The following is a 21,313-nucleotide window of genomic DNA, read 5'->3' on the forward strand; positions in this document are numbered from 1 at the left end:
AACTAGAGCATGTCCAGCCGAAGCGGGAACGCCTCGGCATCGGACACTGCGGCAAAAACAGAAATCCCGGCAGATTGCGCGATCACGAAACTGCGCATGATGCTTGAGATCCGTTTGACACCCGTCGCCCGAAGCCGCTGCAGGCTTGCGGGCGACAGGCTTTGATGCCGCTGGCTGCCTTGTGTGCCGCGGCGGAATGAACCGAGAGGTCGCAACGCCTTGCCTGTCATGATGACGGGCGCCGCTGCGGCCGGCACAGCGGCATGAACGCCGCGACAGGATTTTGAGATGAACTTCACCGTCGCCATCGTCGGCCGCCCCAATGTCGGCAAGTCCACGCTGTTCAACCGCCTTGTCGGCAAGAAGCTGGCGCTGGTGGACGACACCCCGGGCGTGACACGCGACCGCCGGCCGGGCGACGCGAAGCTGGTCGATCTCCGCTTCACGATCATCGACACCGCCGGCCTCGAACAGTCCGGCCCCGAGACCCTGCAGGGTCGTATGTGGGCGCAGACGGAGGCCGCGATCGACGAGGCGGACCTGACGCTGTTCGTGGTCGATGCCAAGGCGGGCCTGACGCCGGCCGACCAGACGCTGGCCGATCTCCTGCGCCGCCGCGGCAAGCCGGTCGTGCTGGTTGCCAACAAGTCGGAAGCCAAGGGCTCGGACGGCGGCTTCTACGATGCCTTCACGCTCGGCCTCGGCGACCCTTGCCCGATTTCGGCCGAGCACGGGCAGGGCATGATCGACCTGCGCGATGCCATCGTCGAGGCGATCGGCGAGGAGCGGGCCTTTCCGCCCGTGGTGGACGAAGCCGAGACGGATATCGACCTGCGGAAGTCGGCGGGCGAGGGCGACGACGATGAGGAACCCGCTTACGACGAGACCAAGCCGCTGCGCGTCGCCATCATCGGGCGGCCGAACGCGGGCAAGTCGACGCTGATCAACCGTTTCCTCGGCGAGGATCGTCTGCTGACCGGCCCCGAAGCCGGCATCACGCGCGATTCGATTTCGGTGGAATGGGACTGGCGCGGCCGCACGATCAAGATGTTCGACACGGCCGGCATGCGCAAGAAGGCCCGTGTCCAGGAGAAGCTCGAAAAACTCTCGGTCGCCGACAGCCTGCGCTCGATCCGCTTTGCCGAGTCCGTCGTGATCGTCTTCGATGCGACCATTCCGTTCGAGAAGCAGGATCTGCAGCTGGTCGATCTCGTGATCCGCGAGGGTCGCGCCGCCGTGCTCGCCTTCAACAAGTGGGATCTGGTCGAGGATCCGCAGGCGCTGCTGGCCGACCTGCGCGAAAAGACCGAGCGGCTGCTGCCGCAGGCGCGCGGCATCCGCGCCGTGCCCATGTCCGGGCAGACCGGCTACGGGCTCGACAAGCTGATGCAGTCGATCATCGACACGGACAAGGTCTGGAACCGCCGCATCTCCACCGCGCGCCTCAACAAGTGGCTCGACGCGCAGCAGACCCAGCATCCGCCACCGGCCGTCTCCGGCCGTCGCCTGAAGCTGAAATACATGACGCAGGTCAAGGCCCGCCCGCCGGGCTTCATGATCTCCTGCACGCGTCCGGACTCCGTGCCTGAGAGCTATATTCGCTATCTCACCAACGGCCTGCGCGCCGATTTCCAGATGCCCGGCGTGCCGATCCGCATCCATCTCCGCGCCTCGGAAAACCCGTTCGAAGGCAAGAAGCGCCGCTAAACTGCGACATCGATCGGAACGTCTCTTCAGGCGTTCCGGCGCATCTGCCTGGCGCCTTGCGCCTGAAACGACCGCTTTTCCCGAGTCGATTCCAAAGGTTAGCCGTCGTCCTTCGCCTAAGCTTTTACGCGAAGGGGCTCAAGGCTGCGGCAGATGCGCGGGCGGCACCAACGCGCCGTGATGGGCGATGACGGCCGCGGCGACGCGGGCGGCAAAGGCTGCGGCTTCGGCCGGCGCGACGCCGGTGAGCAGCTTTGCCAGAAACGCGCCGTTGAAACTGTCGCCGGCACTGGTCGTGTCGACCACGGTCTCGACCTTCGGCGGTGCTATCCCGACGATGGCGCCGGCGCCGTCTGCGAGGCGCGCTTCCCCGCTGCCATTCTTCACGAGGATCGTTTCGGCGCCCCATTGCCGATAGCGCGCGATCGTCGCCTCGGGGTCGGCGTCGCCGAAATGCGCCTGCTCGTCGTCGAAGCTCGGCAGGAGGACGGTCGCGGCACGGGCGCCGGCTTCGACGACGGATCGCAGGGTTGCGGCGTCTTCCCAAAGCCGAGGGCGGATGTTGGGGTCGAAGACGACGCGCCGTCCCGCGGCCCTGGCGCGGCGCAGTTCGAGGATCAGCGTCTCGCGCGCATCCGGCGAGAGGATGGCAAGGGTGATGCCGGAGAAGACGATCGTGTCGGCTTTCTCGATGGCGCTTCGGACATGCGCGGCGTCGTCGGCCAGCCTTCGCGCGGCGGAGGCCGAGCGCCAGTAGGAGAAGCTCCGCTCGCCATCCTTCAGATGGATCATGTAGAGGCCGGGGGCGGCACCTTCGATCTGCCTGACATCCTCGGTGACGATGCCCTTTTCCGCCATGAAGGCGAGCATTTCCTCCGACAGAAGATCGGTGCCGACGGCGCTGAGATAGGCGACGTCGAACGGGGTCGGCAGGTAGGTGCGGGCATAGTAGGCGGCATTCAGCGTGTCGCCGGCAAAGCCCTTGCGGAGCAGGCCGCTGCCGGCGTCTCCGAGTTCCACCATGCATTCGCCGATTGCCAGAAGCCGTGCCATCGCTGTTCTCCTCGTTGCGTTCGCCGGATAAGCCCTGCCGGCGCCGATGGCAAGGCAGGGCCTGATCGGCAAGGAATTCGTGAATGCCTGTCATTTCGCCCGAGCGCCCGAATGCCGGCATCCCGTCATTGCCTCGTTGCCGGCCGAACGTTAGAACATCGGCTGACACCTCCCATTCAAAAGGAATCGTCCATGGCCTCTTCCCCGAAGACCAACCCGGACTGGTGGCGCGGCGCGGTGATCTATCAGGTCTATCCGCGATCGTTCCAGGATACGAACGGTGACGGGATCGGGGATTTGCCGGGCATCACGGCACGGCTGCCGCACATCGCCAGCCTCGGCGTCGATGCCATCTGGCTGTCGCCGTTCTTCACCTCGCCGATGGCCGACATGGGATACGACGTATCGGATTACTGCGACGTCGATCCGATGTTCGGAACGCTCGCCGATTTCGACACGATGCTCGCGGAAGCCCATCGTCTGGGCCTCAAGATCATCATCGACCAGGTGATCTCGCACACGTCCGATCAGCATCCCTGGTTCAAGGAAAGTCGCGCGAGCAACACCAATGCGCGTGCCGACTGGTATGTCTGGGCAGATGCGAAGCCCGATGGAACGGCGCCGAACAACTGGCTGTCGATCTTCGGCGGTCCGGCCTGGGAGTGGGACGGCGTCCGCCGGCAGTATTACCTGCACAATTTCCTCGGCTCGCAGCCGGACCTGAACTTCCACAATTCGCAGGTTCAGGAGGCGGTGCTCGACACGGTGCGTTTCTGGCTGGAGCGCGGCGTGGACGGTTTCCGGCTGGATACGGTCAACTACTACTTCCACGACAAGGAACTGCGCGACAACCCGCCGCTCGGGCACGATGACGACGGGCCTGGACTCGATGCGCCGGATGTCAATCCCTACGGGATGCAGAGCCATCTCTACGACAAGACGCAGCCCGAGAATATCGGCTTCCTCAAGCGCTTCCGGGCGCTCCTGGAGGAATATGACGACCGCACGGCCGTGGGCGAGGTCGGTGACGGCGGGCGTTCGCTGAAGACGCTGGCTGCCTATGTCAGCGGCGGCGACAAGCTGCACATGTGCTACACCTTCGACCTGCTCGGCCCCGACTTCACGGCCAGCCACATCAGGCACTGCGTGTCCTCGTTCCAGAATTCGGTGACGGACGGCTGGGTCTGCTGGGCCTTCTCCAACCATGACGTCCAGCGACATGTCTCGCGCTTCATCCAGAACGAGAGCGAGCGGGAGCGGATCGGGAAGCTTGCCATCTCCGTGCTCGCGACGCTGCGCGGCTCCATCTGCCTCTACCAGGGCGAAGAACTGGCACTTCCGGAAGCCGAGCTCGAGCTGCATGAGTTGCGCGACCCCTACGGCATCCGCTTCTGGCCAGCCTTCAAGGGCCGCGACGGGTGCCGCACGCCCATGCCGTGGGAGCGTGCCGGCCAGAGCGGCGGCTTTTCCACGGGACAGCCCTGGCTGCCGGTACCGGACGTGCACAAGGCCGTTGCCGTGGATGTGCAGGAGGCCGGGGACGATTCGGTGCTCGCGCATTATCGCGACACGCTCGCCTTCCGGAAGGCCATGCCCGCGCTGTTCGACGGGGGCATGACCTTCCTCGACACCAACCAGGACATCCTGATCTTCACCCGCGAGAAGGCCGGCGAAAAACTGCTCTTCGTCTTCAACCTGCGACGCGGCCCACAGACGGTAACTCTGCCGAAGGGCATGACCATCGCCGAGATGCTGCCGCTGCCGGGATTCGATACGGCGAGAATCGAGAAAGACGAGATCGTGCTGGAGGCGCTGGATGCTTTCTGCGGGCGGGTGTCAGGCTAGAAGCCTGTCGTAATCGGCATGCGAGCCGATCCAGAACCAGACAAGGTCTTCGCCGTTTCGAACGGCGAGGGCTCTCCAGGACGACCCGACACGAACGGACCAGAAGCGGCCTACCTGCTTCAGATGAAGGGACGGATGGAAGGGATCGCCCTTTAAAATATCGAAATTGCGATCGGCAACCGCTCTCACATGCTGGGGAAGCGCATCGTAGCACTTCCAGAACGCGCCGGTCGCGTGATGTTTCAAAGGGGTCGTGCCTGCCCTGCGGAAAGCTCCGAAAGCGCGGCATCTGCCAGTGCATCGAGCTTTCCGGATGTCGCATCCGCTTCGAAACGCTCGTCCCAGCGCTTTGCCTGCAGGTCTTCGAACCAGCGCGCGAACTCCGCCAGTTCGTCGGCGGATAGCTCGGTCACCGATTTTTCGATATGTTCGAGGCGGCTCATGATGGTCTCCGATCTTGCACGCAGAATAGGACAGGCGCCGGTTGCTGCCAAGGTCGCCTTCACCCGATCAGCATGAACCGATCCACATCCACCAGCCCCCTGTCTGAGATCTTCAGATGCGGGATGACGGGGAGGGGCAGGAAGGCGAGTTGAAGGAAAGGTTCCTGCAGGGTGGCGCCAAGAGCAAAGGCGGCCTGCCTCAGGTGGTGGAGCGTGTCTCGGACGCTTTCATAGGGTTCGAGGCTCATGAGGCCCGCGACCGGCAGGGCGATCTCTCCGGTGACGATGCCGTCCTCGACCACGACGAAGCCTCCTTTGATCTCGCCCAGGCGGTTCGCCGCGAGCGCCATGTCGTCGGGATCGACGCCGACGACGCAGATATTGTGGCTATCGTGGCCGACCGTCGAGGCGATGGCGCCTTTCTTCAATCCGAAACCCTGGACGAAGCCGTTGGCGTGATTGCCATTGATGCCGTGGCGCTCGATGACGGCGACCTTGATGATGTCTCGTCCGAGATCGGCCCCCGTCTGGTTGCCGTCGGCCGGCAGCTGGAAGCGGCGATGTTCGGTGATGATCTTGCCAGGGAGAACGCCGATGACGGATGTCTCGCCCTCCGTATAGGGCACGGCGAAGGCGGCGGCGTGGATGTGTCCGGCCTTGACGCTGTCGAGCCCGACGGGTGCCACGGGACGTCGGGTGGCGAAGAGTGCGTCATCGACGCGGCGACCGGCGGAAAAGACCATCTGCGCCTTGCAGTTTTCGAGGCTGTCCACGACCACGAGATCGGCCCGCCAGCCGGGGGCCACGAGGCCGCGGTCGCGCAGGCCGAAGGCACGGGCGGCCGAGATGGAGGCGGCTCGATAGACGGCGAGCGGCTCGACGCCATGTGCGATGGCCTCACGGATCATGTAGTCGAGATGGCCTTCCTCGGCGATATCGAGCGGATTGCGATCATCGGTGCAGAGCGCGAGAAAGGGCGACAGTCGCTCCGTCAGAATCGGCATCAGGGCGTGAAGGTCCTTGGAGACCGAGCCTTCCCGCACCAGGATATGCATGCCCTTGCGGATTTTCTCCAGGGCTTCGTCCGCCGTCGTGCATTCATGATCGGTGCGGATGCCGGCCGCGAGATAGCCGTTGAGATCGAGACCGCGCAGCAGCGGCGCATGACCGTCAATATGGCCGTCCTGGAAAGCTTCGAGCTTCGCCATGCAGATCGGGTCCTTGTGGATGACCCCCGGAAAATTCATGAACTCGGCAAGGCCGATGACCTTCTCATGGCCGCGATAGGGAAGCAGCGCCTCGATCGGCAGGCTGGCGCCGGAGGTTTCCAGATGGGTCGCCGGCACGCAGCTCGACAGCTGCACGCGGATATCCATGATCGTCTCGCGGGCACTGTCGAGGAAGAATTCTATGCCTTGCGTGCCCAGCACATTGGCGATCTCGTGCGGGTCGCAGATGGCGGTCGTCACACCGTAGGGCAGGACGCAGCGATCGAACTCGTGCGGCGTCACCAGCGAGGATTCGATATGGAGATGGGTGTCGATGAAACCGGGAACGACGATGCGACCGGAAATGTCGATCTCCTCGACGCCGTGATAGCTGCCGCAGGTGCCGACGATCCGGTCGCCGCAGAGCGCGATGTCGCTTTCGAGGCAGTCGCCGGTGACGAGGTCGAAGAAGCGTCCATTCTTGAGGACGATGTCGGCAGCGACGCGGCCCGTGCCCTGGTCGATTCGGTCGGAGAGAGTGGCGGACATGAGGGCTCCGGTTCTGGCATGGAAATGGCGGCGTGACGGGAGATCGACACCAGGGCTCATCATAGAGTGTGGAACGCGCAGGGGAAGGGCGGGCCGCGAAATGGCGACCTCGGAGAGGCCGTCAACGCCGGGATTGGCCTTCAGATGTAAAGCGTCGCCATCTTGCGCCAGGACTGCGCGCGATGGGCGCGGCCGTCCCAGACATGGAGCTGGTGATGGACGCCTTTCTCGTCGAGCAGGCGGCTCAGATACCAGTTGTTCTCCAGGAAGGGGTCGGCATTGCCGATGGCAAGGACGATCTCGACGGACCGCAGGCGGTCGAGGCGCCAGTCCTGCGAGAGGCCCGGCAGAAAATGCGTCGGGGTGTGGAAATAGACTTCGTCGTCATAGTGGCCGTCGAGCAGATTGGTGAAACTTTCGACCTCCAGCGTCAGGTCGTAGCGCCCGGAGAAGGCCACAAGCTTGGAAAAGAGGTGCGGGTGTCGGAAGACGAGGCTTGCCGCCTGGTAGGCACCGAGGCTGCAGCCCTGCGCGATCGTGGCGCCATGCGGGTTCCGCTCGGCCATGAGCGGCAGCACCTCGTTCAAAACATATTCCTCCAGCGCCCTGTGGCGGCGGATGCGGTCGGCGGGGTCTCGGCTGCGGTCGTAGAAAGTTTCGCGGGCGAGCCCCTCGATGCAGAAGAGCTGCAGGTGCCCGGCCTGGACCTTCTGCGCGAGCGCACCGACCAGGCCAAGCTTTTCGTATTCCCAGAACCGGCCTTCGCGTGTCGGAAACATCAGCACCTTGGCGCCGGCATGGCCGAACACCAGCAACTCCATGTCTCGATGGAGCCGCGGACTGTACCAGCGCAGATATTCGCGATTCATGGTGTCCCGAAGAGTGTCCCGACTTTTGCCATCAGCGCCGATGCCTGCGCCTGTTGACCAGGATAATCGAAATGCCCGGCGTCCAGGATGAAGATTTCGTTATAATTCTTCGTCGGGAGCGCATTGGCGACGGAGAACTGACAGGGTGGCGCAACGGCGGGGTCGAACCGGGCGACGGCGCAGAGGATCGGCACCGCGATGCGCTTGGCGGCGGTCGCCGCGTCGAACAGGCGGAGCGTTTCGGTCACCTCCGGATGGGTGTGGCTGTAGGCCTGCACGGCATTGGCGCTGCCGATGGTCGGCAAGGTCAGCCAGAGCGGCCGGTTGCCGAACGTGGGAACGGTGAGGTGGCCCCGGTCGATGCGGCGGTCGAAGGGAATGGCCAGCGCGCCGATGCCGCCGCCGAGGCTGATGCCGCTGTAGCCGGTGCGGCCCGTCGTGCCGGGAAACAGCGTGTTCATCACGGTGACGGCGACCCAGACGTCCTCGACGCAGCCACCGATGATGTACCGATCGGGATCGTCGATATCGTGGAGCACGTGCCAGGCGGGATCGGGCGAGATCGGAGCCCGGCTGCTGCGGGAAAGGCCGCGGAAACAGGGGAAGAGAATGGCGGTGTTTTCGACGGGAAGGTCGAGGTCCGGCTGGTCGCGTCCCCCATAGCCGTGGCCGACGATAAGGCCGCGCTGCACGGTGCCGTGATGCGGCAGGAGAAGCCATCCGCCGATCCGGAAACCCTCCGTCGAAGTATAGGAGAGATCGTGAACGATCCATTTGCCGTTCTGGATGGCCGATCGGGTCAGGCTGGGGCTCGGATCGACGGCGAGCGCTTTGCGATAGCGCTCCTGCCAGAAGGCGTCGAAACCCTTCGCCTCCGGCGGCGGCCGGATCGCGCGAAGGTCTGCAAGCCCGAGCCCGTAGGTGGGATCGAAATCGTAAGGGTGGCGCTTGGGAATGCTCATGGTCGGCTGACCCCGTTCTCGAAGGAGAGGATAGCCCGGGCACGCATCGCGTCTGCCATTCGGGTGCCGTCCGGATGCTGGTCCAGCTTCATGCGCGTCCCGCAGCGGTGAAATCCCACGGGACGCGGATGAAGGTTCGTCAGATGCCGGTCTCGAGCACGGTCCGGATGCCGGCGACCAACTCGTCGATCTGCGCTTCGGTAATGATCAGCGGCGGCGAAAGCGCGATCGTGTCGCCCGTGGTCCGGATCAGCAGACCGTTCTCATAGGCCTTCAGGAAAGCCGAGAAGGCCCGCTTCGTCGGCTCTCCGGCGATCGGCGCGAGTTCGATCGCGCCGATGAGACCGATATTGCGGATGTCGATGACATGCGGGCAATCGCGCAGCGAATGCAGGGCGTTTTCCCAATAGGGCGCAAGCGTCGCGGCGCGGGTGAGCAGGCCCTCGTCGCGGTAGGTGTCGAGCGTGGCGATGGCGGCGGCTGAGGCGATCGGGTTGCCGGAATAGGTGTAGCCATGGAAGAACTCGATCATGTGCTCCGGGCCCTGCATGAACGCATCATGGATCTCCGATGTCACGAACACCGCGCCCATGGGAATGACGCCGTTGGTCAGGCCCTTCGCCGTGACGATCATGTCCGGCATGACGTCGAAATACTGGGCCGCAAACGGCGTGCCGAGACGGCCATAGCCGGTGATGACCTCATCGAAAATGAGCAGGATGCCGTGCTTGGTGCAGATCTCGCGCAGCTTCTGGAGGTAGCCCTTCGGCGGAATGAGCACGCCGGTCGAGCCGGCAACGGGCTCGACGATGACGGCGGCGATCGTCGAGGCATCGTGCAACGTGACGATGCGCTCCAGTTCGGAGGCGATATCGCCGCCATGCTCGGGCTCGCCCTTGGTAAAGGCGTTCTTGTCGGGCATGTGGGTGTGCGGCATGTGATCGACGCCGCTCAGAAGCGTGCCGAACATCTTTCGGTTCGAGACGATGCCGCCGACCGAGATGCCGCCGAAGTTGACGCCGTGATAGCCGCGCTCGCGACCGATGAGACGCGAGCGCGCGCCGTCGCCCTTCACCCGGTGGTAGGCCAGCGCCACCTTCAGCGCCGTATCGACCGATTCGGAGCCGGAATTGGTGTAAAGCACATGGTTGAAGGCGTCCGGCGCGATATCCACCAGACGGTTGGCAAGTTCGAAGGCCTTGGGATGGCCGAGCTGGAAGGCCGGAGCGTAGTCGAGTTCGCCGGCCTGTTCCCGGATGGCTTCGGTGATCAGCGGGCGGCAGTGGCCGGCATTGACGCACCACAGCCCCGCCGTGCCGTCGAGAACGGTGCGGCCATCATGCGTCTTGTAGTGCATGTCCTTCGCCGAGACGAACATGCGCGGTTCCTTCTTGAACTGCCGGTTCGAGGTGAAGGGCATCCAGAAGGCGCGCAGATCGTTGGGCGTGGCGTTCAGGCGGTTCGACATGACGGTCTCCATGGCCAATAGGGCCATCTGGCGTTTGAGCTGATCGGCGATTTTTATCCGATGGTCAAACTACCAGCGGGCCAGAGGGCGTCAAGGCATGCCGCATGTGTTGCGTGCCGTCACAACCCTGCTTCGCGCAGGCTGTAGTATCCCGGTTGTAGGATCGGGACTCGCAACGTAACTGTCATCTTACGACACAAGCGGTGCGTGAACGAAAAAAGCCAGGAACCTCCCTGATTCCTGGCTTCCTCGCACTTCTCAGTGCCATCCCGGAAACGACAGGGATGGGTATTTTTTACGTGTCGACCCGCAGGCTGCAGGCGGCATCCGGTCGCGGCCTCTGCCGGTCCGCACCGCCCGTCGCGCGGTCTCAGGCCGAGCGGCGACGCGGCTGCGCTTCGTCCTTGGCGTCCGGTGCGCCGTAGATCTCCGACAGCATCGAAAGAACCTTCAGAACGGACTCGGACGAAGACGAGTAGTAGATCGTCTGCGCATCGCGGCGTGTCGTTACAAGGCTTTGCGCCCTCAGCTTCGACAGATGCTGCGAAAGTGCGGACTGACTGAGACCGACCTGAGCGGCCAGCGCTCCGACAGCCATCTCGCCCTTGACCAGCTCATTCAGGATCAGCAGCCGCTTCGGGTTGGCCATAGCCGAGAGAAAATCCGCAGCAACCTCGGCTTTTTCATGCTGGTGGGGAGGAATTGTTTCCATGCCATACTCCATGCGACGTCTTGGCCCCACCCATCTCGGTGCGGCTAGAATACGACAATTAGGCATGACGCATAAAGGGAACAACAGCCCTATGCGAGATTTCGGGGTACCTGTGGGGAGTTAACGGTAAAGTTTTACGAACATTGCACGGAGGGCGTCGGTGTTTTCAACCTCTCGGGGAAAGACCACCCGATGGAATGCGTCTCCCAGTGCAAGGTCGATTCCCTCCGCGTCGATTGCGGTCACTTGCCAGGCCGCAGTAACAGGGCCGCGATCGTCTGCAAGCAGATCTACTACAGCATCTTTGTTGCTGTTCAGTTCGTCAAGAAGGGACGCCTCGGCCGCCGCGATTTCTTCCAAGGCCGATGAGGCGATCAAAAGGTCGTCTGCCGTCAGGGCGTAGGCCCGCCCGAAGCCCGCATTGAAGCTCGCGCGCAGCGGCACCAGGCGAAAGAAGAGAAAATCCGGAAAGTCGATGTAAAGCTCGGCCTTGGGATGACGCCGGAGGAAGCGGTCTCGCAGACGCGTGTGTCCTAAGTCCGCCTGCGCGATCGGTTCGGCTTCGCATTGCACGGTGATCCTCGGATGGGCGAGGGGATCGCCCTTGCCGCTGCGTCCGGCCAGCAGCGAGCATCTGCCATCCGCGAGCAGGGCCTGCGTGTGCGTGGCAAGGCGCGAGGCGAGGATGACGGGTGCTGCATCGATGTCGAAACCGAGAAGGACACGACTGACGAAGGGAAAGCCGTCGCCGTCCGGCTCGAGAACGCCGATCGCCGCGCTTCGCTGTTCGCGTAGAACGAGGCGGGCCAGTTTGCGGGCCGCGTCATCCGTCTCGCGCAAGACTTTTGGTTTTTCCGCCATGCTTCCCCGCATCCTCAAAGCTTCATCGGCCGCACGTGCGTGCGATCGATTCGGCCGAGCCTACAGGGGAAAACCGGCTTGTGAAGACGCTCTAGCGTTAGGGACGCGTTCGATGCCGGGTCAGGCCCTCGATCACGTCCTGTGCGTCGATCGTGCCGATCACGGCGCCGTTTTCGACGACGCCGATCGAGCCCGGCTGGCGGGTCATGGCGTCGAGAATGTCGATCAGCGGCGTGTCGGGCGAAGCCGTCGCGCTGACACCGCCGGGAGAGGGGCGCTGCCCGAGACCGCGCTGCATGACGTCGGTCGCGGTCAGCATGGTGATCGGGTTCATGTGCTGGACGAAATCGGCGACATACTGGTTGGCGGGGTTTTTCACGATCTCCTGCGGCGTTCCGCACTGGATGATCCGCCCGCCTTCCATGATGGCGATGCGATTGCCGATGCGAAAGGCTTCGTCCAGATCGTGGCTGACGAAGAGAATGGTCTTCCTCAGGCGGCGCTGGAATTCGAGCAACTCGTCCTGCAGACGGGTGCGGATGAGAGGGTCGAGGGCCGAGAAGGGCTCGTCCATCAGAAGAATGGGGGCGCCGGTGGCAAAGGCGCGGGCGAGGCCGACGCGCTGCTGCATGCCGCCGGAGAGTTCCTGCACCTTGCGACCGGCCCACTGCGTCAGGTTCACCAGCTCCAGCTGTTCGCCGACGCGGCGGCGGCGCTCGCCATCGGGCACGCCCGCCAGTTCCAGGCCGAAACCGACATTGTCCTCGACGGTCCGCCACGGCAGGAGCGCGAATTGCTGGAACACCATCGAGACGGTGTGCTTGCGGAAGTCGCGCAGGGCTTTCGGCGTGGTGCGATAAGGGTCGATCGTACCACCGCCGGTCTTCACGCTGACATTGCCGCGCACGACGGGGGCGAGCCCGTTGACCGCGCGCAGCAGCGTTGACTTGCCGGAGCCGGACAGGCCCATCAACACGAGGATCTCGCCTTCGCGCACCGTCAGCGATGCGCCGGCGACGCCGAGAACGAGGCCCGTGGCCGTGCCGATCTCGTCGCGGGTCTTTCCGGTATCGACCATCTGCAAGGCCCGCTCGGGGCGGTCGCCGAAGACGATATCGACATTGTTGAAGATCACGGCATCTCTCATGCGCCTTCTCCTTCGTCCGAGGAGCGGAAGAGGCGATCGAGGATGATTGCGAGGATCACGATACAGAGGCCGGCCTCGAAGCCCTTGGCGACGTTGACCGTGTTCAGCGCGCGCAGCACCGGGACGCCGAGGCCGTTGGCGCCGACGAGGGCCGAGATGACCACCATCGACAGCGACAGCATGATCGTCTGGGTCAACCCTGCCATGATCTGCGGCATGGCGAAGGGCAGCTCGATCTTGCGCAGCACCTGCGACGGCGTGGCGCCGAAGGACACGGCCGCCTCGGTCAGCGATGGAGGGGTCGAGATGATGCCGAGCCGGGTCAGGCGAATGGGGGCGGGAATGGCGAAGATGACCGTGGCGATCAGCCCGGGAACCATGCCGAGGCCGAAAAGGATCAGCGCCGGAATGAGATAGACGAAGGTCGGGATGGTCTGCATCAGGTCGAGCACGGGGCGCATGAAGGCATAGACCCAGGCGCGGCGCGCGGCGGCAATGCCGAGGGGAATGCCGATCGCCATGGAAACGACGCTGGCCGCGAGCACCAGCGCCAGCGTCTCCGTCGTTTCCTTCCAGTAGCCCTGATTGATGATCAGCATCAGGCCGAGCCCCGTAAACAGCGTGACGCCGATCGACCGGCGCAGCCACCAGGCGAGCACGGTAACGAGGCCGACGACGACGAGGGGATGGGGATATTGGAGAACGAAGAGGATCGCCGAGACGACGCCCGACAGGAATCGTGAGAGCTGGTCGAAGAACAGGCTGAAATTGGTCGTCAACCAGTCGACGAAGGCCTTTGCGCCCTGGCCGATGGGAACACGGTGTCCTGTCAGAAAATCCATGCGGGATCCTCTCCTGAAAGAGTGACGGATGATACGACATCGATCGCCTGGACATCATGGACCGCAAGAGCGCGGATCGCAAAGCCCGGACCGAAAAAAGACGGATCTTGGGAGACGAGGGCTTGGGTAAGCCCGAATGCCGATCTGAAAGCCGCGAGACAGAGAGCCCTCGTCTTGAAGGCCCCATCATCAGGGCTTGTGCGCAAAAGGCGGGGTTTCCCCCGCCTTTTGCGCATTCGCATCAGAGGCCGAGGGCCGCCTTGACGGCCGGCAGGCCGTCCTTGCCGTCCAGCGTCGTGACGCCGGCGAGCCAGGGTTCGATGACGGTCGGGTTGGCCTTCAGCCATTCCTTCGCCGCGGTGCCGGGCTCTTCGCTGTCGTTGAGGATCTTGCCCATGATATGGTTTTCCATATCGAGGTTGAACTTCACGTTGGAAATCAGCTTGCCGATGTTCGGGCATTCCGCGACATAGCCGGCGCGCGTGTTGGTGTAGACGGTCGCGCCGCCGAAGTTCGGGCCGAAGGTCGAGTCGCCGCCGGTGAGATAGGTCATCTCAAAGCTTGAGTTCATCGGGTGCGGCGCCCAGCCGAGCCAGACGACCGGCTTGCCGTCCTTCTCCGCCCGTGCGACCTGCGACAGCATGCCCTGCTCGGAGCTTTCGACGATCTCCATGCCGCCCATGCCCATCTCGTTCTTCTCGATCAGCGTCATGACGAGGCGATTGCCGTCATTGCCCGGCTCGATGCCGTAGATCTTGCCGTCAAGCTCGTCCTTGTGCTTGCCGATGTCGGAGAAATCCTTGATGCCGAGCGCGGCGCCCTTGGCATTGGTGGCGAGCGTGTACTTGGCGCCTTCGAGGTTGGCGCCGAGCGATTCCACCGTCTTGTCGTCCAGGTAGGGTTTTACGTCCTTCTCCTGCGCCGGCATCCAGTTGCCCAGGAAGACATCGATGTCCTTGTTCTTCAGCGACTGGTAGGTGACGGGAACCGACAGCACCTTGATATCCGGCGTGTAGCCGAGCGCCTCGACGACGGCGGCGACGGTTGCCGTCGTCGCCGTGATGTCCGTCCAGCCGACATCCGAGAAGCGGACGGTGGCACAGCTTGCCGGGTCGGCGGCAAAGGCGGTTCCGGTGCTCAGCGCAGTCAAGGAAACGGCGGCGGACAGTGCGAGAAGGCGGGCGAAATTTCTGGTCATTGGTTTTTTGTTCCCCTGTTATGACGTCAGAAAGAGCGTCGGATCCACAGCAAGTTCAGATCCGACAGTCCGGTCAGTGTATTGCGCTCTCGAACTCACGCGGCCCCTGATGCGACAGCCAATGTCGCAATGGCGCATTCCATGATCGCGATCGACATGAAAGGGCCGCGGATCGGAGCGCGCCGTTGGGCCGGCAGGAAGACGGTCGAGCGTTCACGCTGGGCAACATAAGGCATCCGCTTTCGAAGGCAAAGGTGCCAGAGGCAAGAATGGCCGGAGCGCACTGGTCAAATCTCGTCCGGTCAGGCATGAAGCCGCCGGGTACGCCGAGGTGGGCTCCACCGCGCGACGCGCACCGAGACCCGAGGAACGCCCTCAAAGACCCGGAAGGATCGTCGGCATGGCAAAGCTCTATTTCCACTACGCCACGATGAATGCGGGAAAATCGACCCTCTTGCTGCAATCCTCCTACAATTACGAGGAACGCGGCATGCGCACGGTGGTTCTGATCGCGGCCTTCGACGATCGCGCCGGGGAGGGACGCGTCTCCTCGCGCATCGGCCTGTCGTCGGACGCCATCACCTTTCGCGTGACGGACGATCTCTATGCGCTGGTCAAGGCGGCGATCTCGCAGACGGATGCGGCCTGCGTGTTCGTGGACGAGGCACAGTTTCTCAGCGAGGCGCAGGTGTGGCAGCTTGCCCGGGTGGCCGATCGGCTCGGCATTCCGGTCATGGCCTATGGTCTGCGCACCGATTTCCGCGGCCAGCTATTTCCGGGATCCGCAGCGCTGCTCGCGATCGCGGACGAGCTGCGCGAGGTGCGCACCATCTGCCATTGCGGCCGCAAGGCGACGATGGTGGTGCGTCTCGACGGTCGGGGCCGGGTCATGCATGAGGGCGCGCAGGTCGAGATCGGCGGCAACGAGAAATACGTGTCCTACTGCCGTCGGCACTGGGACGACCGGATGCGGGAAGAGTAACGTCCGTCCGATTTCTTTCACGGGAGCGTGCCATGCGCATCGCCTTTGCCTTCTGTCTCATGATCACACTTCCCATGCTTGCCGGCGCCGCCCAGGCGGGAGGCCCCAGCACCGGTCCCGCGACCGGCACTGGCGATGCGGCGGCCGGTGAGCGTGTGTTTCGAAAATGCGGCGCCTGTCATACGGCGACCGCGCCGGAAAACCGGGTCGGACCGAGCCTTCAGGGTGTCGTCGGCCGGCCGGTCGCGCATGTCGAAAACTATACATATTCGGATGCGATGCGCGCGTTCGGGAGCGACGGCAAGGTGTGGGACGAGGCGCGGCTCTCGACCTATCTCGTGGCGCCCCGCGCCATGGTGCCGGGAACGCGCATGAGCTTTGCGGGTCTGAAATCCGACAAGGATATTGCCGATGTGATCGCCTATCTGAAGGGGACGGCTGCGCAATAAAGCGCGCGGTGGGCGGATGCCGGTTGTGGCGGATGGCTGCGACGCCTATGTCAGGCTGGGCAGAAAGCCCGACTATCGTCCCCGGCCATCGTCACCGGGCCATGATCACAAGGAACACGCCTCCATGCTCGAACCGGTCGTCGCGTTCTTCCAGCGCCTCTTTTCAACGATCGGTCGGGGCTTAGGCATCGCCGTTTCCTGGCTCCTCTATCCCTTCGTCACCTTTGCCGGCTGGTTCCGGTCGAGCGGCGGCTGGATCGTCAAGGGTCCGGTGGCCGCCATCGTTATCCTGTTCGCCGGGCTCTATGGCTATTTTCTCTTCACGACGCAGGCCTGGACCAATTTCGATCCCGACTACGTCAACCGGTATAATTTCGCGGAACGCAAGACCGATGCCGGCCTGCCGGTGAAGCTGGCGCCGGGTGCGGCCGCGCCGGCCACAGCGACCTGCGAGCGCTCGGCCATCGTCGATGTCGCCTCGGATCTCATCGATTTCAATGTCGACGAGAACGCCTGGATCTCCTCCATGCTGCTCTACAAGGTCGGCCTGTTCGGCATGGACTGGGATCACACCCCGTTTCTCGACAACAAGGCGTCCTTTCAGCGCGGCGTGAACCAGGCGATCCGGCGCACGACGGTCGAGCTGGTGGATTCGCTCGGACGCGTACGGGGCACGTCGGGTATCAACGAGAACCTGCAGAAGGCCCGCAGCAACATGCAGTTCGATGAGGGCGCCTGGTATTTCGGTCTCGACCCGTTCGGCCCGAAGACGCCGACCCCGAGCTTCTATCGCTCCGCCAAGCGGGATCTGCAGGCGTTCAACGACAGCCTCGTGAAATGCGAGGCGACCTTCGACGGACGCGCCGACAATTTGATGGAGTTCATCGACCGCATCTCCAACGATATCGGCAATACCTCGGCGATGATCCGCGAGCGCTCGGAAAATTACGATGGCGGCTGGTTCGACACGCGCGCCGACGACCGCTTCTGGTTCGCCTATGGTCAGCTCTATGGCTATTACGGCGTCATGGCGGCGGCCGGCGCCGATTTCGACGGCGTCATTACCCAGCGCGGGCTGGCGCCGATCTGGGCCGAAAGCCTGAAGCAGCTGCGTGCCGCTCTGCGCATCCAGCCGGCCATCATCTCGAACGGCCGCGAGGACGGCTGGATCATGCCGACGCACCTGGCGACGATGGGCTTCTATATCCTGCGCGTCCGGTCCAATCTCGTGGAAATGCGCGACATCCTCTCTCGGTGAGGCTGGAGATCAGCGGCAGTAGCGGTAATTGCCGCGCCGTTGCAGCACGTCGAAATGCAGATGGTTCTCGTGCGCCTCGTCGCTGCCCGGATCGAGCACCGTCTCGAAATAGAGGCAGCCGGTGGCCGTGACCGCGCGCTGAAAGGCGCCGGAGAGCGTTCCGTCCTCGTCGCGCGGCTGGATCGCGATCGACTCGCCATTCTTGAAGGTGAAGGAGGCGATGTCGATCGCGTTGCCGCGGGCGTGCTCGGAGATCTTGCCGGTGGAGGCATTGTTGCGCAGGCGGCAGATATAGCTCGAAGCCTGGTTGATGGTCTTCAGCGCGCCATCCTCCGACATCGCCACGCGCGCCGCCGGTATCACGGCTTCCTTCGTCCAGCGCGCGAGTTCCAGAGCCGCCTCGCAGCGCAGCGTCGCCTCTGGCGCAAGCTTGATGCCGGGCAGGATTTCGGTCACGGAAATCGGCTTGTCGATGCCGCAGCCCTTGCCGTCGTCGATGCGCGGCTTTTCCGAGAAGGTCACGCCAAGCGCCTTGAGGTCCGTCAGGCATTGCGCATAGGCGGCCGGCTCTTCCGGCGTGATGACGAGTTCGGCGGCCGGTGTCGTGGTCTTCGGCTCGGGCGGCTTTTCTCCCGGCTTTGCGTCGGGCTTTGCGTCACCGGATGCCGGCTCAGTTGGTGTCTTGCCCGGTGCGGCCGCATCGGGATCTCCGGGCTTTTCAGGCTTTTCAGGCTTTTCAGGCTTTTCCGCCTTGTCGCCCGGATCGGCCGGTTTGGTCTCCTCGCCGGGTTTCGTCTCCTGCGCGGGCGGGACAGGTTTTGCTTCGGGTTTGGGAACCTCGTCCGTCGCTGCCGGTTCCACCGGCTGTCCGTCCGTGCTCATCTGATCGGTCTCTTTCGCAGGCGCCTCGGGCGGAGCAGCCTGCGCCCCGGCGGTTGCAGGCTTGGTCTCCGGCACGGGACCCGCTTCCGGCAGGCCGGCGCCGGTGAGGATCAGCACGGCCGGGAGGATCATCAGGGGGAAAAGCAGCGGAAGACGTCGACGCATCGGGGACCCATCCAGTTTCTGGCGGCGCTTCGGCCGGTCATTGTGAACTAGGTGCGACACGGCCGGCGGCGAGGGTGGGTCGAAGCGTTTGCTGTCGGGTGTCGCGCTTTCGCCACGGTGCCGCGTCGCGGGGCCTGCTTTTGCCGTGCTTGCCGCTTGCCAGACGGGCCGCCGCGCGCTAACAGTTTTTCATGATCAACGCACTCATCCTTTCTGTCTGGTGGTGGGCTCGCTAAAGCGGCCTCGATCAGTCCTGCGTGATGGATTTTTACGATAAGCCGCCCGGAGTTTCGAGGCGGCTTTTTTGCATTCTGGCCGTGCTCGTTTTCCGAGCCAGAACGGAGCGAACGAATGTCGACGACCAAGCTTGAAGACGGTGCCGAAGCCTATGTGACGCAGGGCGGGATCAGCGTGACGCGTCGCCGGCGCGAAGCGTCCTATGCCGATGCGATCTCGACCTATGTCGATCAGCTCGACGAGCGCCGCGGCGCCGTGTTCTCGTCCAACTACGAATATCCCGGCCGCTATACGCGCTGGGATACGGCGATCGTCGATCCGCCGCTCGGTATTTCCTCCTTCGGTCGCTCGCTCTGGATCGAAGCCTACAATGCGCGCGGCGAAGTGCTTTTGGCGATCATTGCCGACCATCTGAAGGATGTGAAGGACATCACCCTGGGAACGCTGGCCCTGCGCCGGCTGGACCTGACGATCGACACGCCCGACCATGTCTTTACCGAGGAAGAACGCTCGAAGATGCCGACCGTCTTCACGGTGCTCAGAGCCGTGACGGCGCTGTTCTTCTCGGCCGAAGATGCAAGCCTCGGCCTCTATGGCGCCTTCGGCTACGACCTCGCATTCCAGTTCGATGCCATCGATTTCACGCTGAAGCGTCCGGACGATCAGCGCGACATGGTGCTGTTTCTTCCAGACGAGATCCTCGTGGTCGATCACTACGCCGCCAAGGCGTGGATCGATCGATACGATTTCGCGCTCGGCGACCGCTCGACGTTCGGCAAGGCGGGCGATATCCCGGCCGAACCCTTCCGCGTCGTGGACAGCATTCCGCCGCATGGCGACCATCGGCCGGGCGAATATGCCGAGCTGGTGACGAAGGCCAAGGAGAGCTTTCGGCGCGGCGACCTGTTCGAGGTGGTCCCGGGGCAAAAATTCTACGAGCGCTGCGAGAGCCGCCCATCGGAGATTTCCAACCGGCTGAAGGCGATCAACCCATCGCCCTATTCCTTCTTCATCAATCTCGGTCATCAGGAATATCTGGTCGGCGCGTCGCCGGAGATGTTCGTGCGCGTGTCCGGCCGCCGCATCGAGACCTGCCCGATTTCCGGCACGATCAAGCGCGGCGACGATCCGATCGCCGATAGCGAGCAGATCCTGAAGCTGCTGAACTCCAAGAAGGACGAGTCCGAGCTGACCATGTGCTCCGACGTCGACCGCAACGACAAGAGCCGCGTCTGTGTGCCCGGCTCCGTCAAGGTCATCGGCCGGCGCCAGATCGAGATGTATTCGCGGCTCATTCACACGGTCGATCACATCGAAGGCCGGTTGCGCGACGACATGGACGCCTTCGACGGTTTCCTCAGCCATGCCTGGGCGGTCACGGTGACCGGCGCGCCGAAGCTCTGGGCGATGCGCTTCATCGAAAGCCACGAGAAGAGCCCGCGCGCATGGTATGGCGGTGCGATCGGCATGGTCGGCTTCAATGGCGACATGAACACCGGGCTGACGCTGCGCACCATCCGCATCAAGGACGGTATCGCCGAAGTACGGGCCGGCGCGACGCTGCTCAACGACAGCGATCCGCATGAGGAAGAAGCCGAAACCGAACTGAAGGCCTCCGCCATGATCTCCGCCATTCGCGATGCGAAATCCGCCGCCAAGGGCAAGCAGGCCCGCGACGTCGCGCCTGTCGGCGCCGGCGTCAACATTCTGCTCGTCGATCATGAGGACAGCTTCGTCCACACGCTTGCCAATTACTTCCGCCAGACGGGCGCGACCGTGAACACGGTGCGCTCCCCGGTCGCCGAGGAACTGCTGGACAGGCTGAAGCCGGACCTCGTCGTGCTGTCGCCCGGTCCCGGCCGGCCCAAGGATTTCGACTGCAAGGCGACGATCAAGAAGGCGCGGGCGCGCGATCTGCCGATCTTCGGCGTGTGCCTCGGCCTTCAGGCGCTGGCGGAGGCCTATGGCGGCGATCTGCGGCAGCTCGCCGTGCCCATGCACGGCAAGCCGTCGCGCATTCGCGTGCTGGAGCCGGGCCTCGTTTTCTCCGGCCTCGGCAAGGAGGTCACCGTCGGGCGCTATCACTCGATCTTCGCCGATCCCTCGACCCTGCCGCGCGACTTCATTATCACGGCCGAGAGCGAGGACGGCACGATCATGGGGATCGAGCACACAAAGGAGCCGATCGCCGCCGTGCAGTTCCATCCGGAATCCATCATGACGCTCGGTGGAGATGCCGGCATGCGGATGATCGAGAACGTGGTGGCGAACCTCGCCAAGCGCGTCAAGGTGAAGGCCGCCTGACAACCGGCCTGCGCTGCATTTAGGGTCTTGCATGCCCGTGCCTTTTCCGCGAAAGGGTGCGGGCATTATCGTTCGAGCACATTTGCGGGACGTGACGCCCCCACTGGTCGGGGCGCGCGGCGACCCGCACAGATCAGGCATTCCAGAATCATCCGACGTTCAGGGCGTCTCG

The 21,313-nt window shown here is 63.8% G+C and carries 20 protein-coding genes; 6 read left to right on the forward strand and 14 right to left on the reverse strand.

Features of this window, described 5'->3' with window-relative positions:
* Nucleotides 1-2 precede the first annotated feature (2 nt).
* Nucleotides 3-308, reverse strand: a complete 306-nt coding sequence (locus tag ASG39_RS01510; protein ID WP_156467974.1) for a hypothetical protein — start codon at nt 306-308, stop codon at nt 3-5.
* Here ASG39_RS01510 and der point away from each other — a divergent pair.
* The gene (gene der, locus ASG39_RS01515; protein WP_062592140.1) at nt 289-1,707 is read left to right on the forward strand and encodes a ribosome biogenesis GTPase Der; all 1,419 of its coding nucleotides are present in this window, start codon (nt 289-291) and stop codon (nt 1,705-1,707) included. The genes ASG39_RS01510 and der overlap by 20 nt on opposite strands.
* 138 nt (nt 1,708-1,845) lie before the next feature.
* Here the strand turns inward: der and ASG39_RS01520 are convergent, their stop codons facing one another.
* Entirely contained in the window at nt 1,846-2,760 is a 915-nt protein-coding gene (locus tag ASG39_RS01520; protein WP_062592142.1) for a sugar kinase, read from the reverse strand.
* Nucleotides 2,761-2,952: 192 nt separating this feature from the next.
* Here ASG39_RS01520 and ASG39_RS01525 point away from each other — a divergent pair, with 192 nt between their 5' ends.
* On the forward strand, nt 2,953-4,605 hold the full coding sequence (locus ASG39_RS01525; protein ID WP_062592144.1) for an alpha-glucosidase family protein: 1,653 nt from the start codon (nt 2,953-2,955) through the stop codon (nt 4,603-4,605).
* On the opposite strand, the gene ASG39_RS01530 is transcribed toward ASG39_RS01525, so the two are convergent.
* The 11 genes from ASG39_RS01530 to ASG39_RS01580 form a co-directional block, all read right to left on the reverse strand.
* Nucleotides 4,597-4,851, reverse strand: a complete 255-nt coding sequence (locus ASG39_RS01530) for a hypothetical protein (RefSeq protein ID WP_062592146.1) — start codon at nt 4,849-4,851, stop codon at nt 4,597-4,599. The genes ASG39_RS01525 and ASG39_RS01530 overlap by 9 nt on opposite strands.
* A complete protein-coding gene (locus ASG39_RS01535; protein WP_062592147.1) occupies nt 4,848-5,048 on the reverse strand; it encodes a hypothetical protein in 201 nt (66 codons plus the stop codon). Before ASG39_RS01535 ends, ASG39_RS01530 begins: the two co-directional genes overlap by 4 nt.
* A gap of 59 nt (nt 5,049-5,107) precedes the next feature.
* Nucleotides 5,108-6,805 carry an adenine deaminase gene (ade, locus tag ASG39_RS01540; protein WP_062592149.1) on the reverse strand — a complete coding sequence of 566 codons (1,698 nt, stop codon included), beginning with the start codon at nt 6,803-6,805 and terminating at the stop codon, nt 5,108-5,110.
* 140 nt (nt 6,806-6,945) lie between these two features.
* Nucleotides 6,946-7,674, reverse strand: a complete 729-nt coding sequence (locus ASG39_RS01545; protein WP_062592152.1) for an alpha/beta hydrolase-fold protein — start codon at nt 7,672-7,674, stop codon at nt 6,946-6,948.
* The gene (locus ASG39_RS01550) at nt 7,671-8,636 is read right to left on the reverse strand and encodes an acetylxylan esterase (protein ID WP_062592154.1); all 966 of its coding nucleotides are present in this window, start codon (nt 8,634-8,636) and stop codon (nt 7,671-7,673) included. Before ASG39_RS01550 ends, ASG39_RS01545 begins: the two co-directional genes overlap by 4 nt.
* 139 nt (nt 8,637-8,775) lie before the next feature.
* A complete protein-coding gene (locus ASG39_RS01555) occupies nt 8,776-10,104 on the reverse strand; it encodes an aspartate aminotransferase family protein (protein WP_062592157.1) in 1,329 nt (442 codons plus the stop codon).
* A 370-nt stretch (nt 10,105-10,474) separates the two neighbouring features.
* Nucleotides 10,475-10,816 (reverse strand): metalloregulator ArsR/SmtB family transcription factor, encoded by a 342-nt coding sequence (locus ASG39_RS01560; RefSeq protein WP_062593309.1) that lies wholly within the window; start codon nt 10,814-10,816, stop codon nt 10,475-10,477.
* Nucleotides 10,817-10,936: 120 nt separating this feature from the next.
* Entirely contained in the window at nt 10,937-11,677 is a 741-nt protein-coding gene (locus ASG39_RS01565; protein WP_062593311.1) for a HugZ family protein, read from the reverse strand.
* Nucleotides 11,678-11,774: 97 nt separating this feature from the next.
* Nucleotides 11,775-12,824, reverse strand: coding sequence for a choline ABC transporter ATP-binding protein (gene choV, locus ASG39_RS01570; RefSeq protein WP_062592159.1), 1,050 nt, complete (start codon nt 12,822-12,824; stop codon nt 11,775-11,777).
* The gene (gene choW, locus ASG39_RS01575) at nt 12,821-13,666 is read right to left on the reverse strand and encodes a choline ABC transporter permease subunit (RefSeq protein ID WP_062592161.1); all 846 of its coding nucleotides are present in this window, start codon (nt 13,664-13,666) and stop codon (nt 12,821-12,823) included. The genes choV and choW overlap by 4 nt, the downstream gene beginning before the upstream one ends.
* A 241-nt stretch (nt 13,667-13,907) precedes the next feature.
* Nucleotides 13,908-14,864, reverse strand: a complete 957-nt coding sequence (locus ASG39_RS01580) for a choline ABC transporter substrate-binding protein (RefSeq protein WP_062592163.1) — start codon at nt 14,862-14,864, stop codon at nt 13,908-13,910.
* Between the two features lie 400 nt (nt 14,865-15,264).
* On the opposite strand from ASG39_RS01580, the gene ASG39_RS01585 reads away from it, so the two are divergent.
* From ASG39_RS01585 to ASG39_RS01595, 3 genes are all read left to right on the forward strand, one after another.
* Nucleotides 15,265-15,846, forward strand: coding sequence for a thymidine kinase (locus ASG39_RS01585; RefSeq protein ID WP_062592165.1), 582 nt, complete (start codon nt 15,265-15,267; stop codon nt 15,844-15,846).
* A gap of 74 nt (nt 15,847-15,920) precedes the next feature.
* Nucleotides 15,921-16,295: a cytochrome c family protein gene (locus ASG39_RS01590; RefSeq protein WP_244481120.1), complete on the forward strand. Its 375-nt coding sequence runs from the start codon at nt 15,921-15,923 to the stop codon at nt 16,293-16,295.
* A gap of 124 nt (nt 16,296-16,419) precedes the next feature.
* Nucleotides 16,420-17,553: a DUF2333 family protein gene (locus tag ASG39_RS01595; protein ID WP_062592167.1), complete on the forward strand. Its 1,134-nt coding sequence runs from the start codon at nt 16,420-16,422 to the stop codon at nt 17,551-17,553.
* 9 nt (nt 17,554-17,562) lie between these two features.
* On the opposite strand, the gene ASG39_RS01600 is transcribed toward ASG39_RS01595, so the two are convergent.
* Nucleotides 17,563-18,600 carry an extensin family protein gene (locus ASG39_RS01600; RefSeq protein WP_062592169.1) on the reverse strand — a complete coding sequence of 346 codons (1,038 nt, stop codon included), beginning with the start codon at nt 18,598-18,600 and terminating at the stop codon, nt 17,563-17,565.
* A gap of 351 nt (nt 18,601-18,951) precedes the next feature.
* On the opposite strand from ASG39_RS01600, the gene ASG39_RS01605 reads away from it, so the two are divergent.
* Nucleotides 18,952-21,141 (forward strand): anthranilate synthase, encoded by a 2,190-nt coding sequence (locus tag ASG39_RS01605; RefSeq protein ID WP_062592171.1) that lies wholly within the window; start codon nt 18,952-18,954, stop codon nt 21,139-21,141.
* Nucleotides 21,142-21,313: the final 172 nt, after the last annotated feature.

The sequence above is a fragment of the Rhizobium sp. Leaf371 genome (genome assembly GCF_001424045.1).
Classification (GTDB): domain Bacteria; phylum Pseudomonadota; class Alphaproteobacteria; order Rhizobiales; family Rhizobiaceae; genus Ferranicluibacter.

Bases quoted from the DNA above. Each gene is read 5' to 3' on its own strand.
- der (WP_062592140.1), top strand. From the start codon at position 289: ATGAACTTCACCGTCGCCATCGTCGGCCGCCCCAATGTCGGCAAGTCC.
- ASG39_RS01510 (WP_156467974.1), bottom strand. From the start codon at position 308: ATGGCGACGGTGAAGTTCATCTCAAAATCCTGTCGCGGCGTTCATGCC.
- ASG39_RS01520 (WP_062592142.1), bottom strand. From the start codon at position 2,760: ATGGCACGGCTTCTGGCAATCGGCGAATGCATGGTGGAACTCGGAGAC.
- ASG39_RS01525 (WP_062592144.1), top strand. From the start codon at position 2,953: ATGGCCTCTTCCCCGAAGACCAACCCGGACTGGTGGCGCGGCGCGGTG.
- ASG39_RS01535 (WP_062592147.1), bottom strand. From the start codon at position 5,048: ATGAGCCGCCTCGAACATATCGAAAAATCGGTGACCGAGCTATCCGCC.
- ade (WP_062592149.1), bottom strand. From the start codon at position 6,805: ATGTCCGCCACTCTCTCCGACCGAATCGACCAGGGCACGGGCCGCGTC.
- ASG39_RS01545 (WP_062592152.1), bottom strand. From the start codon at position 7,674: ATGAATCGCGAATATCTGCGCTGGTACAGTCCGCGGCTCCATCGAGAC.
- ASG39_RS01550 (WP_062592154.1), bottom strand. From the start codon at position 8,636: ATGAGCATTCCCAAGCGCCACCCTTACGATTTCGATCCCACCTACGGG.
- ASG39_RS01555 (WP_062592157.1), bottom strand. From the start codon at position 10,104: ATGTCGAACCGCCTGAACGCCACGCCCAACGATCTGCGCGCCTTCTGG.
- ASG39_RS01560 (WP_062593309.1), bottom strand. From the start codon at position 10,816: ATGGAAACAATTCCTCCCCACCAGCATGAAAAAGCCGAGGTTGCTGCG.
- ASG39_RS01565 (WP_062593311.1), bottom strand. From the start codon at position 11,677: ATGGCGGAAAAACCAAAAGTCTTGCGCGAGACGGATGACGCGGCCCGC.
- choV (WP_062592159.1), bottom strand. From the start codon at position 12,824: ATGAGAGATGCCGTGATCTTCAACAATGTCGATATCGTCTTCGGCGAC.
- choW (WP_062592161.1), bottom strand. From the start codon at position 13,666: ATGGATTTTCTGACAGGACACCGTGTTCCCATCGGCCAGGGCGCAAAG.
- ASG39_RS01580 (WP_062592163.1), bottom strand. From the start codon at position 14,864: ATGACCAGAAATTTCGCCCGCCTTCTCGCACTGTCCGCCGCCGTTTCC.
- ASG39_RS01585 (WP_062592165.1), top strand. From the start codon at position 15,265: ATGGCAAAGCTCTATTTCCACTACGCCACGATGAATGCGGGAAAATCG.
- ASG39_RS01590 (WP_244481120.1), top strand. From the start codon at position 15,921: ATGCTTGCCGGCGCCGCCCAGGCGGGAGGCCCCAGCACCGGTCCCGCG.
- ASG39_RS01595 (WP_062592167.1), top strand. From the start codon at position 16,420: ATGCTCGAACCGGTCGTCGCGTTCTTCCAGCGCCTCTTTTCAACGATC.
- ASG39_RS01600 (WP_062592169.1), bottom strand. From the start codon at position 18,600: ATGCGTCGACGTCTTCCGCTGCTTTTCCCCCTGATGATCCTCCCGGCC.
- ASG39_RS01605 (WP_062592171.1), top strand. From the start codon at position 18,952: ATGTCGACGACCAAGCTTGAAGACGGTGCCGAAGCCTATGTGACGCAG.